The sequence below is a fragment of the Leeuwenhoekiella sp. H156 genome (assembly GCF_052218455.1).
GTDB classification, from domain to species: Bacteria; Bacteroidota; Bacteroidia; order Flavobacteriales; family Flavobacteriaceae; genus Leeuwenhoekiella; species Leeuwenhoekiella parthenopeia.
Genome location: NZ_CP197499.1, coordinates 1,885,778 through 1,910,064, shown reverse-complemented (window position 1 = coordinate 1,910,064; position 24,287 = coordinate 1,885,778). Strand labels below are relative to the sequence as shown.

Annotated in this window: 18 protein-coding genes; 9 read left to right on the top strand and 9 right to left on the bottom strand. The window is 45.3% G+C overall.

All coding sequences use genetic code 11. The features are described 5' to 3' along the window. Positions 1-62 precede the first annotated feature (62 nt). The 5 genes from ACSSS3_RS08285 to ACSSS3_RS08265 form a co-directional block, all read right to left on the bottom strand. Positions 63-452: a hypothetical protein gene (locus ACSSS3_RS08285; protein WP_228228437.1), complete on the bottom strand. Its 390-nt coding sequence runs from the start codon at positions 450-452 to the stop codon at positions 63-65. A 79-nt stretch (positions 453-531) separates the two neighbouring features. Beyond that, positions 532-4,596, bottom strand: coding sequence for a choice-of-anchor L domain-containing protein (locus ACSSS3_RS08280; RefSeq protein ID WP_442847174.1), 4,065 nt, complete (start codon positions 4,594-4,596; stop codon positions 532-534). 237 nt (positions 4,597-4,833) lie between these two features. Then, positions 4,834-5,580 (bottom strand): TerB family tellurite resistance protein, encoded by a 747-nt coding sequence (locus ACSSS3_RS08275; RefSeq protein ID WP_228228435.1) that lies wholly within the window; start codon positions 5,578-5,580, stop codon positions 4,834-4,836. 363 nt (positions 5,581-5,943) lie between these two features. Then, positions 5,944-6,237: a type II toxin-antitoxin system RelE/ParE family toxin gene (locus tag ACSSS3_RS08270; RefSeq protein WP_442847173.1), complete on the bottom strand. Its 294-nt coding sequence runs from the start codon at positions 6,235-6,237 to the stop codon at positions 5,944-5,946. After that, the gene (locus tag ACSSS3_RS08265; protein ID WP_442847172.1) at positions 6,228-6,455 is read right to left on the bottom strand and encodes a hypothetical protein; all 228 of its coding nucleotides are present in this window, start codon (positions 6,453-6,455) and stop codon (positions 6,228-6,230) included. Before ACSSS3_RS08265 ends, ACSSS3_RS08270 begins: the two co-directional genes overlap by 10 nt. Before the next feature lie 391 nt (positions 6,456-6,846). Here ACSSS3_RS08265 and ACSSS3_RS08260 point away from each other — a divergent pair, with 391 nt between their 5' ends. From ACSSS3_RS08260 to ACSSS3_RS08245, 4 genes are all read left to right on the top strand, one after another. Then, complete coding sequence (locus tag ACSSS3_RS08260) at positions 6,847-7,257, top strand: BrxA/BrxB family bacilliredoxin (protein ID WP_228228434.1); 411 nt, start codon at positions 6,847-6,849, stop codon at positions 7,255-7,257. A 128-nt stretch (positions 7,258-7,385) separates the two neighbouring features. Beyond that, positions 7,386-9,176 (top strand): chloride channel protein, encoded by a 1,791-nt coding sequence (locus ACSSS3_RS08255; protein WP_442847171.1) that lies wholly within the window; start codon positions 7,386-7,388, stop codon positions 9,174-9,176. Positions 9,177-9,589: 413 nt separating this feature from the next. Beyond that, positions 9,590-9,880: a hypothetical protein gene (locus ACSSS3_RS08250; RefSeq protein WP_228228432.1), complete on the top strand. Its 291-nt coding sequence runs from the start codon at positions 9,590-9,592 to the stop codon at positions 9,878-9,880. 157 nt (positions 9,881-10,037) lie between these two features. Next, on the top strand, positions 10,038-10,235 hold the full coding sequence (locus ACSSS3_RS08245) for a cold-shock protein (protein WP_099644402.1): 198 nt from the start codon (positions 10,038-10,040) through the stop codon (positions 10,233-10,235). 82 nt (positions 10,236-10,317) lie between these two features. On the opposite strand, the gene ACSSS3_RS08240 is transcribed toward ACSSS3_RS08245, so the two are convergent. Then, on the bottom strand, positions 10,318-10,464 hold the full coding sequence (locus tag ACSSS3_RS08240) for a hypothetical protein (protein ID WP_442847170.1): 147 nt from the start codon (positions 10,462-10,464) through the stop codon (positions 10,318-10,320). A 19-nt stretch (positions 10,465-10,483) separates the two neighbouring features. Between ACSSS3_RS08240 and ACSSS3_RS08235 the strand changes: the two genes are divergently transcribed. Beyond that, on the top strand, positions 10,484-11,257 hold the full coding sequence (locus ACSSS3_RS08235; RefSeq protein WP_442847169.1) for an amidohydrolase: 774 nt from the start codon (positions 10,484-10,486) through the stop codon (positions 11,255-11,257). Position 11,258: 1 nt separating this feature from the next. On the opposite strand, the gene ACSSS3_RS08230 is transcribed toward ACSSS3_RS08235, so the two are convergent. Beyond that, entirely contained in the window at positions 11,259-12,875 is a 1,617-nt protein-coding gene (locus ACSSS3_RS08230) for an Ig-like domain-containing protein (protein ID WP_442847168.1), read from the bottom strand. Between the two features lie 54 nt (positions 12,876-12,929). Then, on the bottom strand, positions 12,930-13,607 hold the full coding sequence (locus tag ACSSS3_RS08225; protein ID WP_442847167.1) for a ComF family protein: 678 nt from the start codon (positions 13,605-13,607) through the stop codon (positions 12,930-12,932). Positions 13,608-13,661: 54 nt separating this feature from the next. On the opposite strand from ACSSS3_RS08225, the gene ACSSS3_RS08220 reads away from it, so the two are divergent. From ACSSS3_RS08220 to ACSSS3_RS08210, 3 genes are all read left to right on the top strand, one after another. Further along, positions 13,662-14,543, top strand: coding sequence for a hypothetical protein (locus ACSSS3_RS08220; RefSeq protein ID WP_442847166.1), 882 nt, complete (start codon positions 13,662-13,664; stop codon positions 14,541-14,543). A gap of 474 nt (positions 14,544-15,017) precedes the next feature. Next, positions 15,018-16,553, top strand: a complete 1,536-nt coding sequence (locus ACSSS3_RS08215; RefSeq protein ID WP_442847165.1) for a glycine--tRNA ligase — start codon at positions 15,018-15,020, stop codon at positions 16,551-16,553. A gap of 100 nt (positions 16,554-16,653) precedes the next feature. Further along, positions 16,654-19,668 carry a GEVED domain-containing protein gene (locus ACSSS3_RS08210; RefSeq protein WP_442847164.1) on the top strand — a complete coding sequence of 1,005 codons (3,015 nt, stop codon included), beginning with the start codon at positions 16,654-16,656 and terminating at the stop codon, positions 19,666-19,668. A gap of 1 nt (position 19,669) precedes the next feature. Here ACSSS3_RS08210 and ACSSS3_RS08205 read toward each other — a convergent pair whose 3' ends face one another. Continuing rightward, positions 19,670-23,080 (bottom strand): hypothetical protein, encoded by a 3,411-nt coding sequence (locus ACSSS3_RS08205; protein ID WP_442847163.1) that lies wholly within the window; start codon positions 23,078-23,080, stop codon positions 19,670-19,672. Between the two features lie 383 nt (positions 23,081-23,463). Here ACSSS3_RS08205 and ACSSS3_RS08200 point away from each other — a divergent pair, with 383 nt between their 5' ends. Then, positions 23,464-24,231 (top strand): exodeoxyribonuclease III, encoded by a 768-nt coding sequence (locus ACSSS3_RS08200; protein ID WP_442847162.1) that lies wholly within the window; start codon positions 23,464-23,466, stop codon positions 24,229-24,231. Positions 24,232-24,287 lie beyond the last annotated feature (56 nt).

Genomic DNA, 24,287 nt, shown 5'->3' with positions numbered 1-24,287 from the left:
CAGGTTCTAAAACCCTGTTTAGAAGGTTTCAATACCTGAATCGAAAAAATAACGCCAGGGTGTTACACGTTTTTGGGAGGCTGAAAGATGCCTGAAACTGCTGCGAAGTGGTAATTATCCCGGTAAAAGTAATTAGCCGAGGTCTGATCTGCCGGAATGCTTTTATGCTCTGGTGTAAGTTGTGTGGTACTCAAAAAAACCACTGCGGTGTGCGCACAGGAATGCTGATGCCCCGAAGGAAGCTTATCGTGCCCCTCGTGTTCCTGCCGGTGTTCTTCCTTGAGTTCGCCGTAATGCTTCTCAATAAAACTAAGCAGGTCATCGCCAAAATTTTCCTGATGGTACTCGTAATGCGTCACCAGATCGGGGATATGCAAAAAGTCGGCAAGGCTCACGCTAAAGCTCTGAGCCAAAACAAGCATAGAAAGAATTGCCGAAATTAAATTTTGCATACTTCAAAGTTAGTCAAGATTGCGGTATATGCTTTGGGTTTCGGGTATTTTAGAATTGAACTAAATAGCATCCTTCTGCCTACCGCTTCAATGTAAAATGGGATTTGAAAACAACAGGGCGTTCTTCATAAATAAATTCCACATTAAACCAGTAGTCATCTGAGGGCAGGTTGCGCCCGTTGTAGGTGCCGTCCCAGCCCGGGGCGTTGGGTTGTAAGCTCTTGATGAGTTTTCCAAAACGGTTGAAGATAAAAATTTGTGTTTCGGGATAATCCTGCAGGGAGCTGATGTTCCAGGTATCGTGAAAACCGTCATTATTCGGCGTAAAATACTTTGGAAAATCAATCACAACCACCTCGATGACCGCCGCGCCACAGGTTCCGTTTACACCACGAACGGTCACCGTATGCACGCCGGGTTGCACGTTTTCAAAACGCGGATTCTCCTGGAAAAATCCGTCATCCAGCTGATATTCATAAGTCCCGTAACCCTGTGTTACGCTTACCTCAATGACCGAAGTTTCTGCAAAAGGCTGACTCACTTCGGCATCCAGAACCGGTACTGCCGACTCAAAAACCTCAACTGTTGTAGGGTTGTAGTTGCAATTGGCTCCAACTTCAGGATTTAATTTTTCGGTAGAAACGGTGTAAACACCGGCCTGGGAGGCAACAAAATCCGGTCCCTGACCCACGACCGTTCCGTTTAAAGACCAGCTCACTAAAAATTCCGCAGGACTCAGGCCTGATTCCAGCAGCGTGGTACTGATCACATCTCCGGTAACGGCATCGCGGCAAACAGTACCACCTTCCACCGTAAAATCAAGCAAAGGATAAACTGTTACCTCAAATACATCTTCGTCAAAACAGTTGGGGTTATCTGCTGCTTCAGCATATTTGTAAATCGTATAACTGCCCGGAGCCAGCGTATAATCTGCAGGATTAATAGGGTTTTGTTTATTTGGCCCCAAATAATACGCCTGTACAAACTGATCCTGAGGTAAATCGGGCAAGGTATAACTGCCACACTGCTCCACATCAGGTTCGGGAGTCAATACCGGAGTTGAGGATACGGTGATGGTAAAGCTGCTTTCGTCTTCACAAAAGAAGCGCGTACCGTTGCGGGCATAAATAAAAAGTTCCTGCGTTTGGGTAATTACATCGCCCGGTGCAAGCTGAGTCCCCTGGCCTCCAGTTTCGGTAAAATAACCGCCTTCATCAAGAGGTGGAAGCGTATAATTGTCACAAGCAGCAACATCTTCAAAAACCGGTACGGTAACTGAAAGAATATTAATTTCAAAAGCATTTTCCGAATAACATTCGGGGAAATCATCGTAACCGTTGTAAATGTAAATCGTGGTCGTCGCATCTATGACGGTGCCGGGGTCAATGCGCGTGCCCTGTCCCTGCGACTCGGTAAAATAGCTTCCGTCAATTAAATCGGGAAGCACATAAGGCTCGCACGAATACACAAAAGTAAGGTTGTCAATAGGTAAAGCGGGGCGTACTTCAATCTCAAAACTCGTTTCGTCTGAACAACCGTTTACTTCATTGTTGATGTACAAAATGATGCTTTCGCTGATTTCGGTACCCGGGGCGTATTGGTTTCCCTGCCTGTTGGGCTGATCAAAATAATCCCCGTTGGCAAGTACGGGCAGTTCATATACATCGCCTTCACACAGCAACTGGTCATCTAAGGAATCTACCGGAGGTATCGCAATCACAGTAACTTCAAACGAGTAATCGGAAGTACAATTGGTGCCTGAATTGGTTTCTACGAAATAGTAAACCTCTTGTGAGGTCGTGATGTCACTGCCCGGACTTAGGACTGTACCTCCACCATTGGGTTGCGTATAAAAACTACCCTGTTCTACATTGGGAAGCGTGTAGGAACCACAGCGGGTAACATCGGTAAACTGGGGTACAATAAAGATGCGCCAGGCATATTCATTAGTACAGCGATTGTCGTCATTAAAAATATAGACGGTTTGGGTATTGCTTATAACCTGGCCTGCATTGAGCTGAGTACCTCCACCATCGGGCTGGGTATAGTAGTTTCCATTTGTAAGCGATGGCAAGGTATAACTGGTGCAGGCAATGATGCCTTCGGGCTGATCTACCGGAGGTAACGGAAAAACCGTGATCGCAAAAGCATCATCACGACATACAGTACCGTTTTCTTCAAAGTAAAAATAAATAGTTTGCGAAGAGGTGAGCTCTGTACCGGGCGGAAGGCGGTTTCCGGATCCATTAGGGCCACCCGGTTGGGTGTAGAAATCACCGGCCAGCGTACTCGGAATTTCAAATACCCCACAGGCCTCCCGCTCTGCCAGGTCGTAATCAGAAACGATGTTTACGCTAAAAACAGACTGACTGCTGCAACCATTAGCATCAGGACCGTTATAAATAAAAATCTCGGTGTCTTCGGTGATGATTTCACCGGCATTTAAACGCTGCCCGGTGCCGTTTGCCCCCAGAAAATACGATCCATTGGTAAGCGTTGGCAGTTCGTACGAAGTACAGGTAAACACATCCGAAAGACTGTCTACCGGCGGCGGATTGTTGATCAGGATTTCGAAAGATACAACCTCAAAACAACCTGCTTCGGTAGCATAAGCCACTCGAGCCCAAAGTGTACGGCTACTTGTACCTGAAGGTAGGATGTAAGGCGATGCAACCTCGGCAGTCGCATTTTGGGCATCAGCCTCAGACTCGTAATAGGTTATATTGAAATTTGCCGGGTTTTGTCCGTTTAAAATGCGGTTGTTGATTTGGTTAAGGTTAAAAGAAGTGTCTGTAGTCCCGGAAGCACAGCGCTCTAATGGCTGGGGCTGACTGATCTGAATTTCCGGCAAAACGCTAAGCCTGAAATCATAAACCGCATCACAAAAATTCCCGGTATTGCCATTACGCAGTGTAATGAAGATGGTTTGATTACCGGAGCTCTGGTAATTGGTGATTTCGCTTTGCGGAATAGCCTGCCCGGCATTCAGATTTGCCTGAGAAGCATAGTACACCACTTCAAACTGGTTGTTTTGCAGACCCAGTGTCGAAGCATTATTTCGGGTAAGGTCAAATGACGCCGGCTGGCCACCGTTGAAGCAGGCCTGTAAATCTTCGGGTTCCCGTACCGAAAGTTCGTTAACTACCACCTCATCGGTTATTAGGCATCCGTTGTTCGTAACCCGAACGGTATAGGTGCCGCTTTGGTTTATGTTGATGCTGTTGCCCGTCTGACCCGTAATTACCGTACCATTATAGAGCCAGCGATGTTGATAAACCGAAGCATCAAGATCTGTTGTGAGTGTGGCACTATCCCCGCTGCACAGGGTAAAATCGGGCCCCAGGTTTACGCTGGTATTGAAACTACCTCCCTGCAGAAATATGGCTGAGTCAAAATCGGCATCATTGGCATCTGCGATTGCGATGCGTATGCGATAGGTATTACCCGGAGTGAGGCTTGAAGAGGCATTAAGCATCTGGGTATAGCCTCTCATATTGATGGTTGACTGTGGATTGTTTACTTCGTATGTGTTGAACAAATTTGAATTGATCCCATTACATGCAGGATTATTGCGCTGATCCCTGATGTTACGCACAGCAACCGGCTCCCCTGCCGGAGTAACAGCCAGGTTTTGAGACTGCCCGCTTCCCAGATCGGTAAGCACGATGGCCATAATATCCTGAGAAGAACATTGCCATTCGCCGTATTCGTTAGAAGCGAAAATAAAATTGAAACTAAAATTACTGGCGAGGGGTACGAAGTCAAACTCCAGGAAACTGGTTTCTGAAATGGCTCCGGTGTTTCCGGATGCTGCGTTTAAATCCTGTAAATACGGGTCACCGTTTGAATTGAGTCTGCTGCTGAGATCGGCATCATTACCTGTGTATGAACCGGCACTCAAACTGGCGACACCGGTACGTAAAATCACGCCGTCAGCTAGCGGAAATCCACCACCATTATTATTGAAATAACCCGCTGCCTGTGTTGAAGAGATCGAAACATTAGAAATCTCGGCGCAGGAGTCATCAAAAAGGATGTTGACTAAATCTTCGGCAGGTCTGGGACTATCAACCGTAACGGTTTGGGCTTTGGTAAAAAAGCAAATGAAAAGAAAAGCGCTACAAAGTAAAATTCTTTGAGACATAACAGAAAGGGGGCTCTGGTTAGGGTTAAATTTAGGGTACTAACGCATTGGCAGCTGTATTTAGTGCCTGAATGGACTTTGGCATCCTAAATTTCCCTGATTTAAAAATAACCTAAAAGCCCTGAAGTAAGAACTTAGCTATCAGGTATTTTCAAATAATTTTGCGCAAACGATTGATCAATACGCCTTATAAACCAAACCGAAAACCCGAAATAGCAATTCTGCGGCTCTCAGGTTTTACATCCCCCGCTCTTTCTGAATGGTTTCATAGGCGTTTTGCACATTGCGGAATTTCTCTTCGGCACCGGCGCGGTAGGCTTCATCCATATGTTGTAATTTATCAGGATGGTATTTTTTGGCCATCTCGCGGTAGGCCTTTTTAACTTCGGCGTCTGTGGCCGACTTGTCGATCTCCAAAATTTTGTACGCGCTGTCTGCGTTTTTAAAGAACATAGCTTTTAAGCCCTCAAACTCATTACGGCTGAGGCCTAAATAACCTGCAATTTCAGAGATTTTATTAACCTCTGAAGCCGAAACGGTGCCGTCTGCCTGAGCGATCCCAAATAAAAAATGCACGATTTGCAGTCGTACTTCCCGCCGGGTGCGCTGAGAGAGGTAAGCGCAAATACGCTGGGCATTGATTTCGCGCTTTTTAACCACCTCATTAAAGGTTCTAAAGGTCGCGTTAGCACGCTCTTTCCCGTAAGCCTGTACAAAATACTGCTGCACATAGTCCATCTCCCGCTGACTCACCTGCCCGTCTGCCTTGATTACCAGAGAGCAAAGCGAAAGCAAGTTGAGTTCAAAATCGCCGGGAGTAACCGTTGTTTGTTGCCCTCCAAACGGACTGCGCCCTGAGGCCGGACCTGTTTTTTGTTTGCTGAAAAATAAATTATCTATAAGCATGCCTATTACGTAGCCTGCCACCGCGCCTAGAAATCCGCGGTAGGCAAAACCAATAATAGCTCCTATCCATCGTATCATGTATTCCTGTTTTGCCGGTACGTTGTTACCCTACCGGAATTTTAAAAAATCCTTGCAAAAATAAACTACCTCGGGGCAAGCCCAAGAGGCATTGACTAAAAATAAATTTTTACTTTCAAGTCATCCCGATAACTATCGGGACGGTGTATTACACACATGGCGTCGCCAATAAAGTCTTTGCAAAAGGTAAGTCTGTGAAATGTTGAAAATGTTACCGGCTATCGAATGCGGAAAGGATTGAGGCTTTTTAATGTAAAGTTGGAGAAACTGAAAAATTGAATTCCAATTGGCCTGAGTTTGATTTGCAAGCAGCATGTAAAACCTCCAAAGCCCTATTCGGTTTTCTACTGATAAACCAATACTTTATTCTAAAGGTTTTTGTCTGGTTCCTCTGAAATTGATGATCTCGATACGCTCCTCTTTGGGGTTAAATTTGTAAATGATATAGTTGTTTTTATCAACCAGTCCTTTGTGAACGTGCTTGTATTTTGAAGTAACGGGACAGCTCTTTGGGTACTTGGCAATTTGATTTAATAATTCATTTAAATTCTGCTCCAGATTCAAAATTTCATTAGAAGTCCATTCTTCTTCTAAATATTCCAGAACCTTAACCAAACCGCTCTCGGCCTGTGGCGTCCAGACGATTTTCAGTGCCATTTATCAAAGTGTTTCCTCACTTCGGCATTGGGAATTAAGTCGCCGGTATCAGCCTGATTAATACCTATTATGATTTCTTCCCGTTCTTCTTCAGAAATCTTATTCCACCAATCGGTTTCTTCCTCCTCAAAAACTTTCTTGAGTTTGGACAGCACACGCTCTTCCTGCGTTTGCAACAAGAGATTCATCAACTCTAACTTCTTGGCCTCTATACTCATATTCGTTGCTTTTCCTCACAAATTTAATTCAATGAATTCATTGCCAGCTCTTGAATTTAAAATTTCTGACATCCTAATTATCTTTTTGAAGCGGTATAACCTCTAAGGGCTGCATAAAGGACTGAGGCCCTGTGAAGCTCCTTTTACCCGAGCGGGACCTCGATTCAATTTTCTTCTAAGTACAATCACTCGGTAACCGCAGGGGTAAAAAAGCGACGACCGAAAGCCTACCTATCGGTAAAGGCAGGCCTGACTTTGCCGATAGGTAGGCCTGACTTTGCACCTTTGGCTAAGATACGCCCAAATAAAAATCCCATTCCTTACGTAGGGTTTGACTCCACTGCCCGACTATTATTTTATATCTTTGTAACCAAAATAAAAAACAGAACTTATGTATCCAGCAGAATTAGTAAAACCTATGCGTGAAGATCTTACTTCAGTAGGTTTCACAGAATTACATACTACAGAAGATGTGCAGGCAGCTATGAAAAAAGAAGGTACTACACTGGTTGTGGTCAATTCGGTTTGTGGTTGTGCTGCTGCAAATGCCAGACCCGGTGCGCGTATGGCTTTACAAAATGCCAAAACTCCTGATAACTTATTTACCGTTTTTGCCGGTGTAGACCGTGAGGCTACCGAACTGGCGCGTAATTTTATGGTACCTTTTCCTCCTTCTTCGCCTTCAATGGCCTTATTTAAGGATGGTGAACTGGTACACATGCTTGAGCGTCATCATATAGAAGGCCGTCCTGCAGAGCTTATCGCAGACAATCTTATTGATGCCTTCAACGAATATTGCTAGGTTTATAATCTAGATTTCATCAAATCCCCGGTTTAAAAAACCCGGGGATTTTTTTTGAAAATAAGTATCTAAAGTTACCTTGCGTATCGAGTTGAGCCGTTACTTTTGAAGCTTTAAAAAGAACCACCATGCCCGGTAAAAAACCGCTTCTTCACCGCTTTCACGCCTGGCGTTATAAGCATATTTCAAAGACTACCTTTGTCTATCTTTTAAGTGCAATGACGGGGCTGCTCGCCGGTCTGGGCGCTGTGCTGATCAAAAATATCACGCACGTCATTCAAAACCTGCTCGAAGGAGGCCTGGTTGAAAATTACCGTTACGGTTTTTATTTTCTGTTTCCCATTATTGGTCTGGCCATAACGGTACTCATTGTAAAATTTGTGATACGCAACCCTATGAGTCATGGGGTGCCCGCAACCTTACGCGCAATTTCTAAAAGGAAAGGACTGTTGCGCAATTACCAGGCTTATGCCTCACTCATAACCGCACCTATAACCGTAGGTTTTGGGGGTTCGGTAGGTTTGGAGAGTCCCACAGTGGTAACCGGTGCCGGGATGAGTTCATACCTCTCCCGTATTTTTCATATGGACCAGGCGCATCGTACCCTTCTTTTAGGTTGTGCCGCTGCCGGGGCGATGTCCTGCATCTTTAAAGCTCCCATCGCCGCCATTATTTTTGCTGTGGAAGTTTTTAGCCTTGACCTGACCTTATTATCACTTATGCCGCTTTTGCTGGCCTCCCTTTCGGCGATTCTTACTTCGTATTTCTTTTTTGGTTCTGACACGATTTTGCCTTTTACGTTAAAAGATGCTTTCAGTATTGAAGATTTCCCCTATTATATAATTCTGGGCATTGTTGCCGGTTTGGTTTCGGTGTATTTCAGCAAGGCGTATTTTCAAACTCAAAAATTTTACACAAGGTGGAAATCGGCCACCGTCAGGCTCCTTATAGCCGGGGGAAGCCTGGGGGTTTTACTGTTTTTCATTCCACCGCTGTACGGGGAAGGTTTTGATATGATTAACCAGTTGCTTGAAGGCAAAGCCGTGCCGGCACTGGGATCTACTTTTTTTAATGATTATCTCGACAACATCTGGGTCGTGATTGGTTTGCTTGCGGGTCTGGTCTTTTTTAAAGTGATTGCCGCAGCCATTACTTTTGCCGGTGGCGGGATAGGCGGAATTTTCGCTCCGGTGCTTTTTATGGGCAGTGTTATGGGTAATTGCCTGGCCAAAGTCGTCAACAATCTGGGCATACAGGGCATTCACGTCTCTGAAAGTAATTTTACTCTGGTAGGAATGACCGGCTTGCTGGCCGGGGTGCTTCACGCCCCGCTTACCGCGATCTTCCTCATTGCCGAAATTACCGGTGGTTATGGTCTTTTTATCCCCCTTATGACCACCGCTGCCCTTGCTTATGGTATAAACCGGTATTTTCTGCCGCATTCGGTTTATGGGATGGAGCTGGGTCTTAAAGGCGAACTCATCACCCACGATAAAGATCAGGCGGTACTTACCCTGCTTAATGTGGAAAGCGTGATCGAATCGAATTTCATTCGTGTACGTCCCGATATGACTTTGGGCGAAATGGTTACAAATGCCGTGGCCAAATCGGCCCGTAACCTGTTTCCTGTGGTTAATGAAGAGGACGAACTCGTAGGCGTCATTACGCTTGACGACATACGCGAAATTATGTTTGACAGCAGCTTATACGAAACGACTGAAGTACGCAGCCTGATGCACGCCGCGCCCGAATATATTTATCTGGAATCTGATTCGGCCAAAGCTGTGATGCGAAAATTTCAGGAAAGCGGGGCATGGAATTTACCCGTAATTAAAAACGGAAAGTACCATGGCTTTATCTCAAAATCTAAATTGTTGACCGCTTACCGTCGTATGCTGGTGAGTTTTTCTAGGAAATAGTTTTTCAATTCAGAATGAGGAATTCTGAATTCTGAATGATTTATTTGAAAGTAATTGATTGTTGAGTTAGTCAAAATGTTGATGATTATTATCGACAACCAACCTTTAACCCAAATTGGAAAGAATTAACCTTGAATTTTAAGCCTTAAATCTGAAATCGAAACAAGTTCTTTTGTATTGAATTCGTTGAACTAACAAAAAACCCTGAACTTTGCACTTTGAATTTTTAAATCCCCCATCCCCCCAAGGGGGCTTAGCAGGCATTGAGATTCTAAAATATTCATTATGCAGATAGTTAGCTGCAATAGGTGAAATTTGAACTGAAAAAGTTATTCATCATTGGGTTAGTTGAACAGTCGAAAAACCCTGAACTTTGCACTTTGAATTTCAGACTTTAAACCTTGAATTAAAAAATGCGTAACCTCATCATCATCCTTTTTTGCATACTCTGTCTCACGCTGGGCTACGGCTTTTACCTGCGGTATTTTACCGCAGATACGCTGACCGGTGACCGCTTTTTAGGGCTCACGATTCTGGCAGTCGCTTTTATCCTGATGCCCATGTTTCTGTACCACCGCTGGAAAGACCGTAAGGTTAAAGATTACATGCTTGATAAGGATAACATTATGAAAATGAAAGAATATCAGCAACAGCAGGAACGCCGCAAACGGGCAAAACCAAAATCAGAGAAGCGCGCAGAATAATAATTGCCTGACAATGAGGTTAAATTTCAATTTGCAGGTATCCGCGCTCCAAAAAATCTGACAATCAGCAACTTTTAAAAATAAATTTACATTTATCTAACGCTCGTGCCGATTAAACACGTAGCTTTGTGGCAATATTAATTTTTACAATTTTATAATGAAAGGTACAGTTAAATTTTTCAATGAATCAAAAGGTTACGGATTCATTACTAACGATGACACAGGCAAAGACATCTTTGTACACGCCACCGGACTTAACGGTGAAGTATTAGAAGAAGGTGATCAGGTTGAGTACATCGAAGAAGAAGGAAGAAAAGGTATGGTAGCTGCGCAGGTTCGCGTTCTACACGACTAAGATATATAATAGTATATTTAAGATTCCAACCCTGCTTAGTTTAAGCAGGGTTTTTTTATGACTTCATTTTTTATTTTGGGCGTTACCCGCTCCCTGCCGGTCGCGGGTCAGGCCTGCCTGCCGGCAAAGGCAGGCTTTCCGTTTCAATTCCTCCGGCGAAAAAAGCGCCGTGCGGGATTTTCACTACAATCCTTAACGCGAGGGAGAAAATCGCTATTGGAGATTTCATTTTCGTATTTTTGCACCTTATGAAAGAGAACCTTCACATCGCCGCCATACAAGCCCATCTCGCCTGGGAAAACCCCGCCGAAAACCGCAACTATTTTGACCGGAAAATCAGCGAACTCGACCATAAGGTAGACCTCATCGTCCTTCCCGAAATGTTTGCTACCGGCTTCAGTATGAGTCCGCAGGGTCGTGCTGATAAAGGGGAAATGCTCGGCTGGATGAAAACCAAAGCTTTAGAAACCGGAGCTGCCCTTGCGGGTAGTCTGATGATTGAAGAGGATGGCAACTATTATAATCGGTTTTACTTTGTCACCCCTGAGGGCAACGTAACCTCCTATGACAAGCGCCATACCTTTACTTTGGCCGGGGAAGATAAAGTTTATAACCGGGGCAAGGAGAAAGTCATCGTCAACTACAAAGGCTGGAACTTGCTTTTACAAATTTGTTACGACCTGCGATTTCCGGCCTTTGCGCGCAATCTGGAAGATTACGACGCGCTTATTTATGTAGCCAACTGGCCCAAAAAACGCGTTTTTGCATGGGACACGCTGCTCAAGGCCCGCGCTATAGAAAATATGAGCTATTGCATTGGCGTAAATCGTGTGGGACTGGACGGCAACGGCTACGAGTATAACGGCTACAGCGGTATTTACGACAGTCTCGGGGCCACTTTAGCTTTCGCGGAAGCTAAAGAGCAAACCATCTACGCCACATTATCTAAAGAGCACCTGGAAGAAACCCGTAACCAACTCAATTTTCTGGCAGACCGGGATCATTTCAGTATTGATCTTTAAACTATTGCGGGGTCAGAATAAAGGTTTCGTTCTGGGAAAAGTTAGACCGGATATCCAGCACATCGGGATAGTAAATCACCTCTTCGGGCTGTTTTTGTTCTAAATAATTTCCGGTATCGAAGCGCCCGTTTGCATTAAGATCTACAATAATGCGGGCGTAATATTTACCGGGCTCAATGCGGTCAAACTCAAACACCGTGACCCCCACTTTGCCTATACGTTCGCGCTTTACCTCTCCTTTTTCGGTCACGAGCTGAACAATATGCTGCACTGGCGCCGCATTTTGCAGGGTGAGACTAAAATCGCCGTAATCTGCATATTCTTTGGTACTAATTCTAAATTGCAACGTATCTGTTTTCGTTCCGTAGAAATCAGTAAGCGCTTCAGGCAACATCATGATTTCATAATTCTCCAGCTCAGCCGTTTTAAAGTCCATCTGCATTTGAAGCGTTTCGGGTAAAAGCCTGATTTTAAAATTCTCTACAAAAGTCGAATCCTTTTTACGTATGCTTATTTTAGAAGTGTCTACTGCAACCAGAGGTACGGTAGAATTGAAAAAAAGCGGCTCTTCAAGAATGAGTGTACTCGTGGCCTGCTGTACCTGCAGGGAATCTATCTTCAGACCGCGGCGCAGGCGCACGTAACCCGTGTCTATCTCCCTTGATTTAAATTGAAAGATCAGCGAATCGGTCTCGACCTGAGGTTTATACCAGTACTGCAGAGAATCTTGCGTGGTCACATTGCTGATAAAGCGCTCAAAACTTTCCGGCTTTTGACTGATTAGGTTCACACTAATGCTATCGGGATTGCCAATATACGGGATTGCCACCCGCTGGGCAGCAGCCTGTTTAGGCCGGCCTGCTTCAGCCGGTAATTCTTCATTAAACAGACGCAATACATAAACCGAATCTGTAGGCACATCGATAAAACCGTCGTAAAAAGCTACCTTATCCTTATCGGGCTGAAAGGTATAATTACTGGCTTCATCTTTTAAAGCTGCCAGTTTATAGCGACCGGCCTTGACGTTGGTCAATTCAAAGACCACACTACTGTCAAGCGTATTGGTCACGTAACGCGGCACCTCTTTATAAATCAATGAATCAGTATAGGTAGAATCTGCTTCGTACAGCATCACCGTAACGTAATTATCGGGCTTACTGAGCAGGGCATCGCGTATCACTCCGGTAACGGTTAATGAATCGATATAATCACCCGTTGAAAACACGTATTTAAAAAACGAAAACGGATTGCCTTCATTGTTATCGACCACACTTTCGCCAAAATTGAACACATAGGTTGTGTTGGGCAACAGGGTATCCATAATCTCAATGTCTATGTATTTTGAAGCCCCACCCATCGGAGTGATAGTAGCCGGGGTTTTCATAGGTGGCGAGACAATGAGGTTTTTATTCAGGTCTTTGAGTTTGATGTACTCGTCAAAGTAGATACGTATTTCCTTACTGTTGAAGTTGGTGGTATAGTTAGGCGGTTCTGCACGCACAAGAACCGGAGGGGTTTCATCTTTGGGTCCACCGGTAGGTGTTCCCTTTTTTGCGCATTGCACAACAAGCAGCAGCAAAGCCAATGCGATAAATACCTGTAAGCCTTTTCTAAACATAGCGGCAAAAATAACAATTAATTTAATGGGAATACCCCTGCTAAAACGCCTTAATCAGTTGGCTATTGCCATTACCGCTACACTGATTTTGATTCCTTCAATCCCATTCAAGGCGAGCGCGCATCCTTCGAGCGTGCCTCCGGTGGTAATGAGATCATCTACCAAAAGGATGTGTTTGTTTTTAAGGCTTTGATCTTCGGTTATGCCAAAGGAATCGATTACCTCGGTACTTCTTCCCCCGCGGTTTGTAAACACCTGAGTCTTGGTTGCCTTTTTTCGATATAAAACCCCGTCGTTATAGTCAATCTGTAAAGCTTTCGCGATGCGCTCACCAAAACCTGCAACCTGATTGTACCCGCGCTCCTTTAACCGGCTGGCGTGCAGGGGTACTGGCACTACAACATCCAGAGCTTCATAAGCTTCCACCTGCGCCAATTCGGCACCCAGCCAATCTCCTAAAAATGCACTGATCTGTTCCTGATTGCGGTATTTGAGGTTGTGTATCAGCTGCTGTACGCCGCTTTTCTTATCAAAATAAAACAAACTGGTTGCCAGTTCTAAACTTACCCGGCCGTACAATACTTTTTTGATGGGGTTGTACGTTGTATGGTGCAAATGATTTACAGGCAGGTTGTGTCTGCAGGCGGTGCAAAGCAGGGTTTCACCACGGCTCAAAAGTGCGTCACAGGCCTGGCACTGGTCCGGAAAAAAGAGTTTAAGCAAAGACCGCACTGCGCTTTTGATTAAAAATTATAACTTTCGCACTAAGATATCAAAATAGGCTTAATGAGTACCACTCGCAATAACAACGCTTTAAAGATTCTTATCGGCATTCTCTTTTTGCTGCTTCTGGGTTTAGGAGCCTATACTTATAAATTTTATAACGAACTCACCGCAAACAAAACAGCGCTATCCGAAGAAAAAGCGATTCTACGCGACGAACTCAATGATTTGCTCGTAAACTATAACGCCGAACTACAAACCAATAAGGTACTTACGTCTGAGCTACGCGAAGCGCGCAACCGCATTCAAAATCTGCTCCTGCGCCTGGAAACCGCCGAAAATTCCCAGGCTACCCTGCAGACCTACCGTCGCGAACTCAGTCTTCTAAGGCAGCAACGTGATGCCTTACGCAAAAAAACAGACAGCCTGATGCTCGAAAATGCGTTGCTGGTCTCTCAAAAATCGGATGTGAAAGCTGCGTTTGATCAAACCGTGGTGCAGCGCGACTCACTCGAACAACAAAACAAAGCCCTGCAGGATGATTTAGCCAAAGGCTCCCAACTCACCGTAAGTAAGTTTAAAGCTGAAGGTGTGATTATGCGTCGAAGTGGTAAAACCGTGCCCAATGACCGGGTGTCTCGTATCGATAAACTGGAAATTTGCTATACGGTAAATGCCAATGCGCTGGGTAAACCGGGCAATCATGACTTTTACATTCAGGTGATTGACCCGCGCAACAACGTTATTGGCGAGCATGTTTCGCTCGAATTTGGTGAAAACATCCTCATTTACAGCGCCTATCAGGAGATTAACTACCGCAATGAAGAGATCAACTCGTGTGTTTACATCAACCCGGCGCGTGAAGAATTCTTACCGGGAATCTACCGGGTAAACCTGTTTGAAAACGACCGCCTATTGAGCAACAGCGTTCTGGAACTGGAGTAGTTTTCTGTTCTCTGTTTTCTGTTTTCTTAACCTATAAAAAAGTGGAATTGTTTTCTCCTCCTTCTCACCTTCTACCACTCACCTCTTACTTCTCACCCTTTGATTCTCTGTTCTCTGTTCTCTGTTCTCTGTTTTCTGTTTGCTGTTTGCTGTTTGCTGTTTGCTGTTTGCTGTTTTCTTAACCTATAAAAAAGTGGAATTGTAAAATTGCTTTCTCCTCCTTTTCACCTTTTACCACTCACCTCTTACTTCTCACCCTTTAGTTCTCTGTTCTCTGTTCTCTGTTCTCTGTTCTTAAATAACGTATTTCGTATTTCGTATTTCGTATTTCGTATTTCGTATTTCGTATTTTCTCAACAAATCCCGTCATATCGGCATCGTTGACGCTTATTTTTTTATTTTTACGCCCTTGTTTCTGCACCGGTTAAGTCGTGCAGAATCCGTTTTAAACAGCAAACCGAGAATTCAACGCAAATGGCACAGGAAGATCACTTTAAAAAGGTATTATCACACGCAAAAGAATACGGCTATATTTTTGGCAGTAGCGAAATATATGAAGGCCTGAGCGCCGTTTACGACTACGGTCAGAACGGGGCCGAACTCAAGAAAAACATACGCGAATACTGGTGGAAAAGTATGGTGCAAATGCACGAAAATATCGTGGGACTTGATGCCGCGATTTTTATGCATCCCACAACGTGGAAGGCTTCCGGACACGTAGATGCCTTTAATGATCCGCTTATTGACAATAAAGATTCTAAAAAACGTTACCGCGCCGATGTGCTTATAGAAGATTATGCCGAAAAGCTGAATCAGAAAGCACAAAAGGAAATCGATAAGGCCAAAAAACGCTTTGGTGATAAATTTAATGAAGAAGAATTTGTAACCACAAACGAGCGCGTAATCCGCTATCGTGAGGAGCAAAACCGTGTGCTGAAGCGTATGGCCCGCTCGCTGGAAGCCGAAGATCTGGCCGATGTAAAAGCCCTGATTGAAGAACTCGAAATCGCAGATCCAGATACCGGCTCAAAAAATTGGACCGATGTACGCCAGTTTAACCTTATGTTTGGTACTAAACTGGGCGCTTCGGCAGATACCGCAACAGATTTGTATCTGAGACCGGAAACGGCTCAGGGAATTTTTGTGAATTTCCTGAACGTTCAAAAAACCGGAAGGATGAAAATTCCTTTTGGTATCGCGCAAACCGGAAAGGCCTTTAGAAACGAGATCGTGGCCCGCCAGTTTATCTTTAGAATGCGGGAGTTTGAGCAGATGGAAATGCAATTTTTTGTTCGTCCCGGCGAAGAGCTTCAATGGTACGAGCACTGGAAAGAAACCCGTCTTAAATGGCATCTGTCTTTGGGCTTGGGTGAAGAAAATTACCGTTTCCACGATCACGAGAAATTGGCACACTATGCCAATGCCGCGGCAGATATTGAGTTCAACTTCCCGTTTGGGTTTAAAGAACTTGAAGGTATTCACAGCCGTACCGATTTTGACCTTAAGGCGCACGAAAAGTTCTCCGGCAAAAAACTGCAGTTTTTCGATCCTGAATTGAACGAAAGCTACGTGCCTTATGTGGTAGAAACCTCGATAGGTCTTGACCGTATGTTCCTGGCTGTCTTCTCCAAAGCATTGGAAGAGGAAGAGCTGGAAAACGGATCAACCCGTACCGTGCTTAAGCTTCCGGCGATACTTGCACCCGTTAAGGCCGCGATTTTACCTTTGGTTAAAAAAGACGGCCTGCCTGAAGTTGCAGAGCGCATCATCAATGAGCTGAAGTGGGATTTCAACGTGGTTTATGACGAAAAAGATGCCGTGGGACGCCGCTACCGCCGTCAGGATGCAGCCGGAACTCCATTTTGTATCACCGTTGATCACGATACACTCGAAGACGATACGGTAACCATTCGCGACCGCGATACGATGGAACAAAAACGGGTAAAAATCGCTGAACTTGCGGGTATTTTACACCAAAAAGTAGACTTTAAACACTGGTATAAAGACTAGTAACACGCATAAATTGAATTCTAAAAAGCTCCTTCACGGAGCTTTTTTTAATCCATAATGTGTAATAAATCGTACATTTAAGAACCCTAATTTGAATCTGATGTTCTGTATTTCCCTAAACAAGGTTTTTAAAATCAGGTCTTATTCCATTCTGGTTTTAAGCCTGTTATTTTCTTTTACGTCTCAAAGCTATGCTCAGGAAAAGCTCGCACCTACCACTGTGGGGAAAATGGAGTTTGTGCGTGAAGTACCCTCGCTGGCTTCTCAGATTAGAAACGGAACCTTTATAAAAGCCGAAAAACTTTCGGAAGTTGAAGAAATAAACCCCAAGCGGCGCAGTGCCAATCAGGTGGTTCCCGGCAAAGGTCTGCCCAAAGACGGAGATCCTTTGATTCAAACTCAAACCACAAAATCGAAAGGCACCCAAAAAACCTACGAGCCTGAGCCTATTCGGGTTTTTGAGGCCAATACCGCAACTTTTACTCCATCAGATCCTACGGGTGCGGCCGGCCCCAATCATTATATCGCCGGTTGGAATTCAGGTTTTAAGATTTACGATAAACAAGGGAATCTTCTGGTTCAAGAAGCTTCGCTGGGAACACTCTTTGACGGCAACACCGCGGGTGATCCTATCATTCTGTATGATGCGGCTGCAGATCGTTTTGTAATAACCGAATTTGAAGAAGAGAATGAAGAAGATGGCTTCGAAAACGGGTTTAATATAGCCATTTGTCAGGGTTCAGATCCTGTAAATGACGGCTGGTACGTGTATACCATGGGTTTTGAAACCAGCACGTTCCCAGATTATCCTAAATACGGCATTTGGCACGATGGATATTACATTACCTCAAACATTAATATTACCGGCGGGCAGACCAATCCCAGCGACGCGGTTTTTGTGATGGAACGTTCTAAAATGCTTACCGGGCAGACCAATGTGGGGTTTCAGGGATTTCCACTGCCTACCTTGCGCACTAATGGCTTTTTTAGTCCGCAATTTTTGAGCGTTGCAGACGGTAATTTACCTGCAAGCGGGCCTGCAACGGTGGTGTTTTTTCAGGATGATTCGTGGAGAAATGTCAATGACGATCATCTTAAACTCTGGTCTCTTTCGGTAGACTGGGTAAATCCTGCAAACTCCAGTATTTCGCAGCCTGCTATCATTCCCACGGCAGATTTTAACAGTGTGTTTGACGGTGGAGACTTTTCAAACCTACCTCAACCCGCAGGTGATAATATCGATGCTATGCAGGGCACAGTGATGCAACAGGCGCAGTACCGCAAATTTGCCGGTTATAACTCAGCGATCTTCAATTTTGTAGTCAATGTAGCTCCTGCGGGTGGTAAAAAGGCCGGCATACGCTGGTATGAATTGCGGCAGACGGCAGACGGTCAACCCTGGGAAATTTATCAGGAAGGTACTTATGTTTCCCCTACAGGCCATAATGCCTTTGGTGCCAGTATGAGTTTTGATGCCGATGGAAGCATTGGGATGGGTTACTCTACAGTAAGTGAAGATTTACCGGTAACCATCAATTTTACCGGGCGTTATGCAAACGATCCTTTAGGCGTCATGTCTGTGCCTGAAACGGTCTTAGCCACCAGCACCGGTTTTAGCTTTGTACCTCGTTATGCAGATTATACCCACCTGACCACAGACCCGGCAGACGGCAGAACTTTCTGGTATATATCCGAATATTTCAGGCCACAACGTAAAGATGTGGTAGGTGTTTTTAAACTTGCGCCAGACCTCACTAATGACGTACAAACGGTAGCGCTTGTAAATCCGCAAGACGGCGCATTAACAGCTACAGAACCCATTACCGTCAAAATCAGAAATGCCGGTACCGCTACCCAAACCAGTTTCCCGGTAAGCTATCGTGTAGATGGTGGCGCTACGGTAACCGAAACCTTTACCGGCTCGCTGGGATTTAACGAAACAGCAGATTTTACGTTCTCGCAGACCGCAAATCTTTCCACGACCGGTCAAATCTATGCCATTACAGTTACAACGCGTCTTGGCAACGATCAGGACACCTCAAACGACGCCCTTACTGTAAACGTACAGAATTTATGGCGCGAGGATGTGGGTGTAACGTCTATAGATAATCCGCAGTCGGGATCAGGTCTGGGTTCTGCGGTGCCTGTGACTGTAACGATCACCAACTTTGGTGTTGAGGCTCAAAGTAATTTTCCGGTGTTTTACAGTATCAATTCGGGTAATCAGGTAACCGAAACCTTTACCGGAACCGTACCCGCCCAAGGTACCGCATCGCACACATTTAACCGAAATGAGGATTTCTCAGATCTTGGGACCTATCGCATTACCGCAGGCACCGATCTGCCTAATGATAAAAATCAAACCAATGATATGATCGCAGTTGATGTGGTGAATGCTTATTGCACGCCCTTCTCGGACTGCTCCTCGTTTGGAGACGGGATTACCCAAATCAATCTCGAAGGCACCACTATAACCACGGCCTGCTCATCTGACGGCTTTGAGGCAGATCTCGATACCGTTTTTGATCTGGATATCCAAAACAGTCCCTACACCGGGACTTTACAGGCAGGATTTGACGGTACTGCTTATGCTATTTTTATTGATTTCAACAAAAATGGCGGTTTTGAAGCCTCTGAACGCGTTTCAGACGGCCTGGTTGCCAGTGCAGCCACCGACACTGATTTTACCCTGACGCTTCCGGCAGGGGTAAATCTCGACACCTATCGCATGCGGGTACGCGGCCTTGACAGCGCCTTTAGCGGTGATGCTCAGGATCCCTGTGGGACGATGCAATACGGCCGTACCAACGATTATAGCGTGCGCATTTTTAACAGCCTTTCGGTGGAAGAAAACATATTCCCCGATAGCGAATTGGTGGTCATAGAAACGGCTCGCGATCAATTTCAGATTTCATTGAGCACCAATCAAACCACCGAAAAAATGGCGGTAACGGTTTACAATCTTTTAGGCCAAAAACTCGCAAACAACTGGATTGAAAACGAGTATGGCAGCTACAAATACGACCTGGATATGTCCTATGCGTCCAGTGGCGTTTACATTGTACGTCTGGGGAATAGTGACGGCGGTCAGTCTAAGAAAATTATTGTGCGCTAATCTAAAAGAAGGCTCGCAATTGCACACTTCCGGTGTGTATGGTGCGGGTGTTTTCGCTGCTGCGTCCCTGATACGACAGGTTCAAATCGAGAAATTGCGTAATACGCTTTTGTGCCAAAACATTCCAGGTAAAATTGGTGCCGGGTTGTAAACCTTCAAGCATTTGATAGGCCACAGGCGAAAACGCCGAACCTTCAAAGCTGTTTTTAATATACTTCACACCGGCATTCAGCGAAAATTTATCAGCATTGCTGAAGCTTCCTGTAAAACCGAAATTCTGCTGATTCAGATTCTCAAAGCCTTCGGTTTGATTGGCTTTTTCCACAAAATTATAAAAAGCCGAAACCCTCGAATTATCGCTGAACAGATAAGAAACTTCAGGATTGAAGCTAAAGGTATTCAGCCGATAATTGCGCTGCTCAAAATTTTCAGAATTACTGCTGTTGGTTCCGATTTCCGAATTAAAATTCAACACGTATTGCTCTTTAACTTTGTGTAAAAAATTGAGCTGATGACTTTTTAGTTCATTGGTTTGCAGGCCTAAAGCGATAAGGTTTCGGGTCGTGTTAGCGAGATAGGTGTAACTGGTGGTGTAGCGCTGCTTTCCGCGATTGAAAAACAGGGTGTTGCGCAGGTTGAGATTAAGCCCCAGCGTATTGGCATCCTTAAACGGATTGAGGTCAAAGGCGCTGCCGTCCCGAAGCACTTTACGGTCAATCAGGTAACTGGTCTGGTTGTAAAAATGCGAAAGCACTTTTTGCAATCCGGTTTTCCCGCTCCATTGCGAGAAATTGAGCGTCACGATCTGGCTGAGTCGGTTTTGATGGGTTTTTACAAAAACACGGTTGGGCAACAGAATCCTTATAAAGTCGGCCTGATCGCTAAACTGCGCCACTTCAAACTCCTGCAACTGCTGAATACCGTCGTTATTGTAGTCAATCCAAGTATATACCCCCTGGCCTTCATCAACTTTCACATACGTAAATTCCTGTTGTGGCAGGGTACCACTCGCAGTCTCAAAAAGCGTGTTGAGCCTGATCAGGTTTTTGGCCAGTTTTTGGTCAAAAAGCAAGCGGGAATTCAACGAGCGCTCGGTCGCTGAAGCCTGATTTTCAAATTGCAGTTCGCGGTAGTTGACAAAAAGCCCCAATGCTGTTTTTTCGTTTTTAATCAATTGGGATTTTAGAAACCAGGTGTTGCTGTGGTTTACACGCTCTAAATTGTTGTCCCTCAAACTGTCGTTTACGCGATAGCGGTAGCCCACTTCCACAAAAACCGAAGTACTGTCGCCGCGTCCCACAAAACCTTCGAGCATTTGAAAACGCTGACTTAAAGGATCTAGCCTGCCGGTTACGGGATTATTACTCTCATTATTTTCGGTTCGGTATTTTGCACCAAGCCAGTTTTTCTGAAAGCCATATACTGCATTCGTATTCAGGCGAAAAAAGGAAGTGGTGGCGGTATCTGCTTCGGTTTTGAGGTAGCTTCCGTTAAAGTAGGTTTGTAGTTTGTTATGTCGAAGGCTTCCCAGAATACTATTCCGACTACCCCGGTAATTTTCCGCAAAGCGCAACTGCTCAAAGCGATAATCTACAAAACCCAAAGCGCTATCAGCAAACTGAAGCCCCGAAGAAATAAGCGTCTGATCGCCCTGAGGTCGCAAAGGCACATTCCAGTCGCGGCTAAACTCAATTGCGTATGTACGCTCGATATTTCTAAAATCATCCTGAATGTAATCGAGATTGGCAAAGGCCTCAAGCACCTGTTTTTCGGGATTGCCGTACACGCGTTGTCGCGCCTGAATGCGCCCGGCAAAACCGTCGTTATTGGCATCGTCCAGATCAGAAAACAGGTTTAAATCCTGACGGCTTCCGGCACCTTCAAAACTGATGCTGGTTTTCTCCGAAGGCTTATAATCGCCCTGTACCACCGCCATTTGGAGTTGCGTGGGTGCAAAAAGCCGCACCAACGGCGCAAAATTACCTTGCGGAACCCCGTCTACGGGAGGCACATACTCGTAAATGCGCGTGATGGCTGCCTCGCTGCTGAGGATGTAATCACCCTGATTGGGGCCCACCTGCGTAAAACGCACGTTAAACAATTCGGCTTCGGAGTCGGTTGAAAAAACAAAAATTTCCCGACCGTCGCGTTGCTCTTTTCGGTATAAAATCTTGTTTTCGTTATAGGTGTCGGGGTTGGCACTGAGCGCCGTCATAAGCGAACTATCATCACCGGCAGTTTCTAAAACACCCACCTGTTCCCGGTTGAGATTTTGAACAAGGGGCTGGTTTTTAAGGTCACTCTCCGTATAGACGTGAGCCCTCAGGCTGAGTTTTTCAGATTGATGGCCGCCACCGCCGTAGCCGATGATTCGGGTATAATTTTGCTCGCTGTACTGGTACTCGACTGAGATGCGCATCTCGCTGGTAATGGGAAAAGTAGGATTAAAACGCAGTTCGCCGGCATTGTAATCTATCACATAATCTGCCGTCTCGCCCCGCTCGAGCAGGACTCCGTTGACGTAGACACGCTCGCTCCCGCTCACGATGAGCACATAGAGTTCGCCATTAGGACCCGTGAGTTTATACGGACCCTGATTGCCTTCCTGACCGGTAAACCGGCTTTGGGCAAACACTCCGCGCACCAAAGCGCCGGTGGCAAAAAAGTCTGAAGTGGTCTGCTCCCCTTCCAGGATTCCGCTTAGCGAAAGTCCCTGTACTTTTTTCGCGAATCGCCCAAAATAAGAAGTGGTATTAGCCAGATTGATGTCTCCTGCTCTGATGTTCCAGGTATCGCTGTAGAGCTCAATAAAAATCTGGTCAAATTCATCCAAACGCTGCGAATAGCCCCCGTTTTGCTGGGGAATATTGGCATCCTGAAGCGAGGCCCGCAAAGAAACCTTTTCGCTCAGCTTGCCGCTGATTTGCAGGTCGAGTTCGCTGGTAAAGGTGCTGTTTTGGTTATTGCCCGAAGTGACACCCCGCACCAGACTACCCGTGGTGGTAAGACCTTCAAAAGGGATGAATTCCGGTTTGGAAGTTTCGTGTTTTAGTGCATACACACGGCTCAAATTGCCGTTATTGCTCACGATCTTATCAGCATCGTAGGCAAAATAACGACGGGTGAGAAAATCAGGGAACACGCGGTAATCGAAGGTGAGGCTGTCCGGTGGATTTGCAGTGCTTTTCAACTTAAAAACCGCTGTGGGATAATCTATACTGTACAAAGCGGAATCTAAAATCGCTCCGTCAGCACTGCGCACCTCAAACCGCACCGGATTAAGACTTACCGTATCGAGCACCACGCTGTCGCGTACGACTAGTGTTTTGAGGCGGTCTTCTGCAAAGCGCAGCTCCTGCGAAAACGCCGCCGCCGTCATCAAAAAAACCACTACAGTAAAAAGGTTACGCATACGGCATAAAGCTAAGATTTATTGTTAGTATTATTTTTATTGCCGGCATCTAAAAACCGCCTCATCCCTAACCCTTCCTTCGATACGATGCTCCGTAGGTCGCAGCACTCAGGAAACCCTTCAAAGGAAGAGAGCTTGCTAATCAATTAAAAATTAAAGTCTCCCTCCGACTTTAAGGAAGGAGTCCGGGAGATTTAGAAGGATGTTTTTTGAAATTCTCATCTGATGCGTAAATTAATTAGTAGAGTAAATTTCTATTTTCCGATTTTGTATTTCGTATTTGAACTGCAAACTGCGACTGAAAACTGCCTACTGAATATTACTCTTCCCATTTTCATCTATAGCTCAGGAACACTAACTTCGCGACACACCAAAAATTTACTATGAAAATAATCACCTATAACGTAAACGGAATTCGTGCGGCAGTGCGCAAAGGCTTATTAGACTGGCTTAAAGCAGCTAATCCCGACGTTTTGTTGCTTCAGGAAACCAAAGCGCATCCCGAACAGTTAGATTCTGAAATTCTTAAAGAAACCGGCTATCACAATTACTGGTTTAGCGCCGAAAAAAAGGGATACAGCGGGGTGGCTGTTTTCAGCAAAAAAGAACCCGATAACGTGATTCACGGTACCGGAATCGATTATATGGATCGCGAGGGGCGCAACCTTCGGGTTGATTTTGGCGACCTCAGCATTATGAGTATGTATTTGCCAAGCGGGACTAACGATGACCGCCTGGAGTTTAAACTGCGCTACATGGCAGATTTTCACGAGTATGCCAAAGAGCTTCGCAAAACCCGTCCTAACCTCATCATCGGTGGCGATTACAACATTTGCCACGAGCCTATTGACATTCACGATCCTGTGCGTCTAAAAAATGTAAGCGGATTTTTACCGGTGGAACGCGAGTGGCTTAGTGGATTTATCGACAGCGGATTTACTGACAGTTTCCGCCATCTCAATCCCGATCTTGAGCAATACAGCTGGTGGAGTTACCGCGCCAATGCCCGTGCCAATAATAAAGGCTGGAGATTGGATTACAATATGGTAAGCGAACCCTTAAAAGCTAAAATTAAACGCGCGGTGATTTTGCCCGAAGCCAAACACAGTGACCACTGCCCGGCACTTCTGGAGCTGGATCATAGCTTTTAATTTTTTTGGCCGCTTTCAATAATCAACAGGTACTGAACGTTAGCTAGTTTAAACAA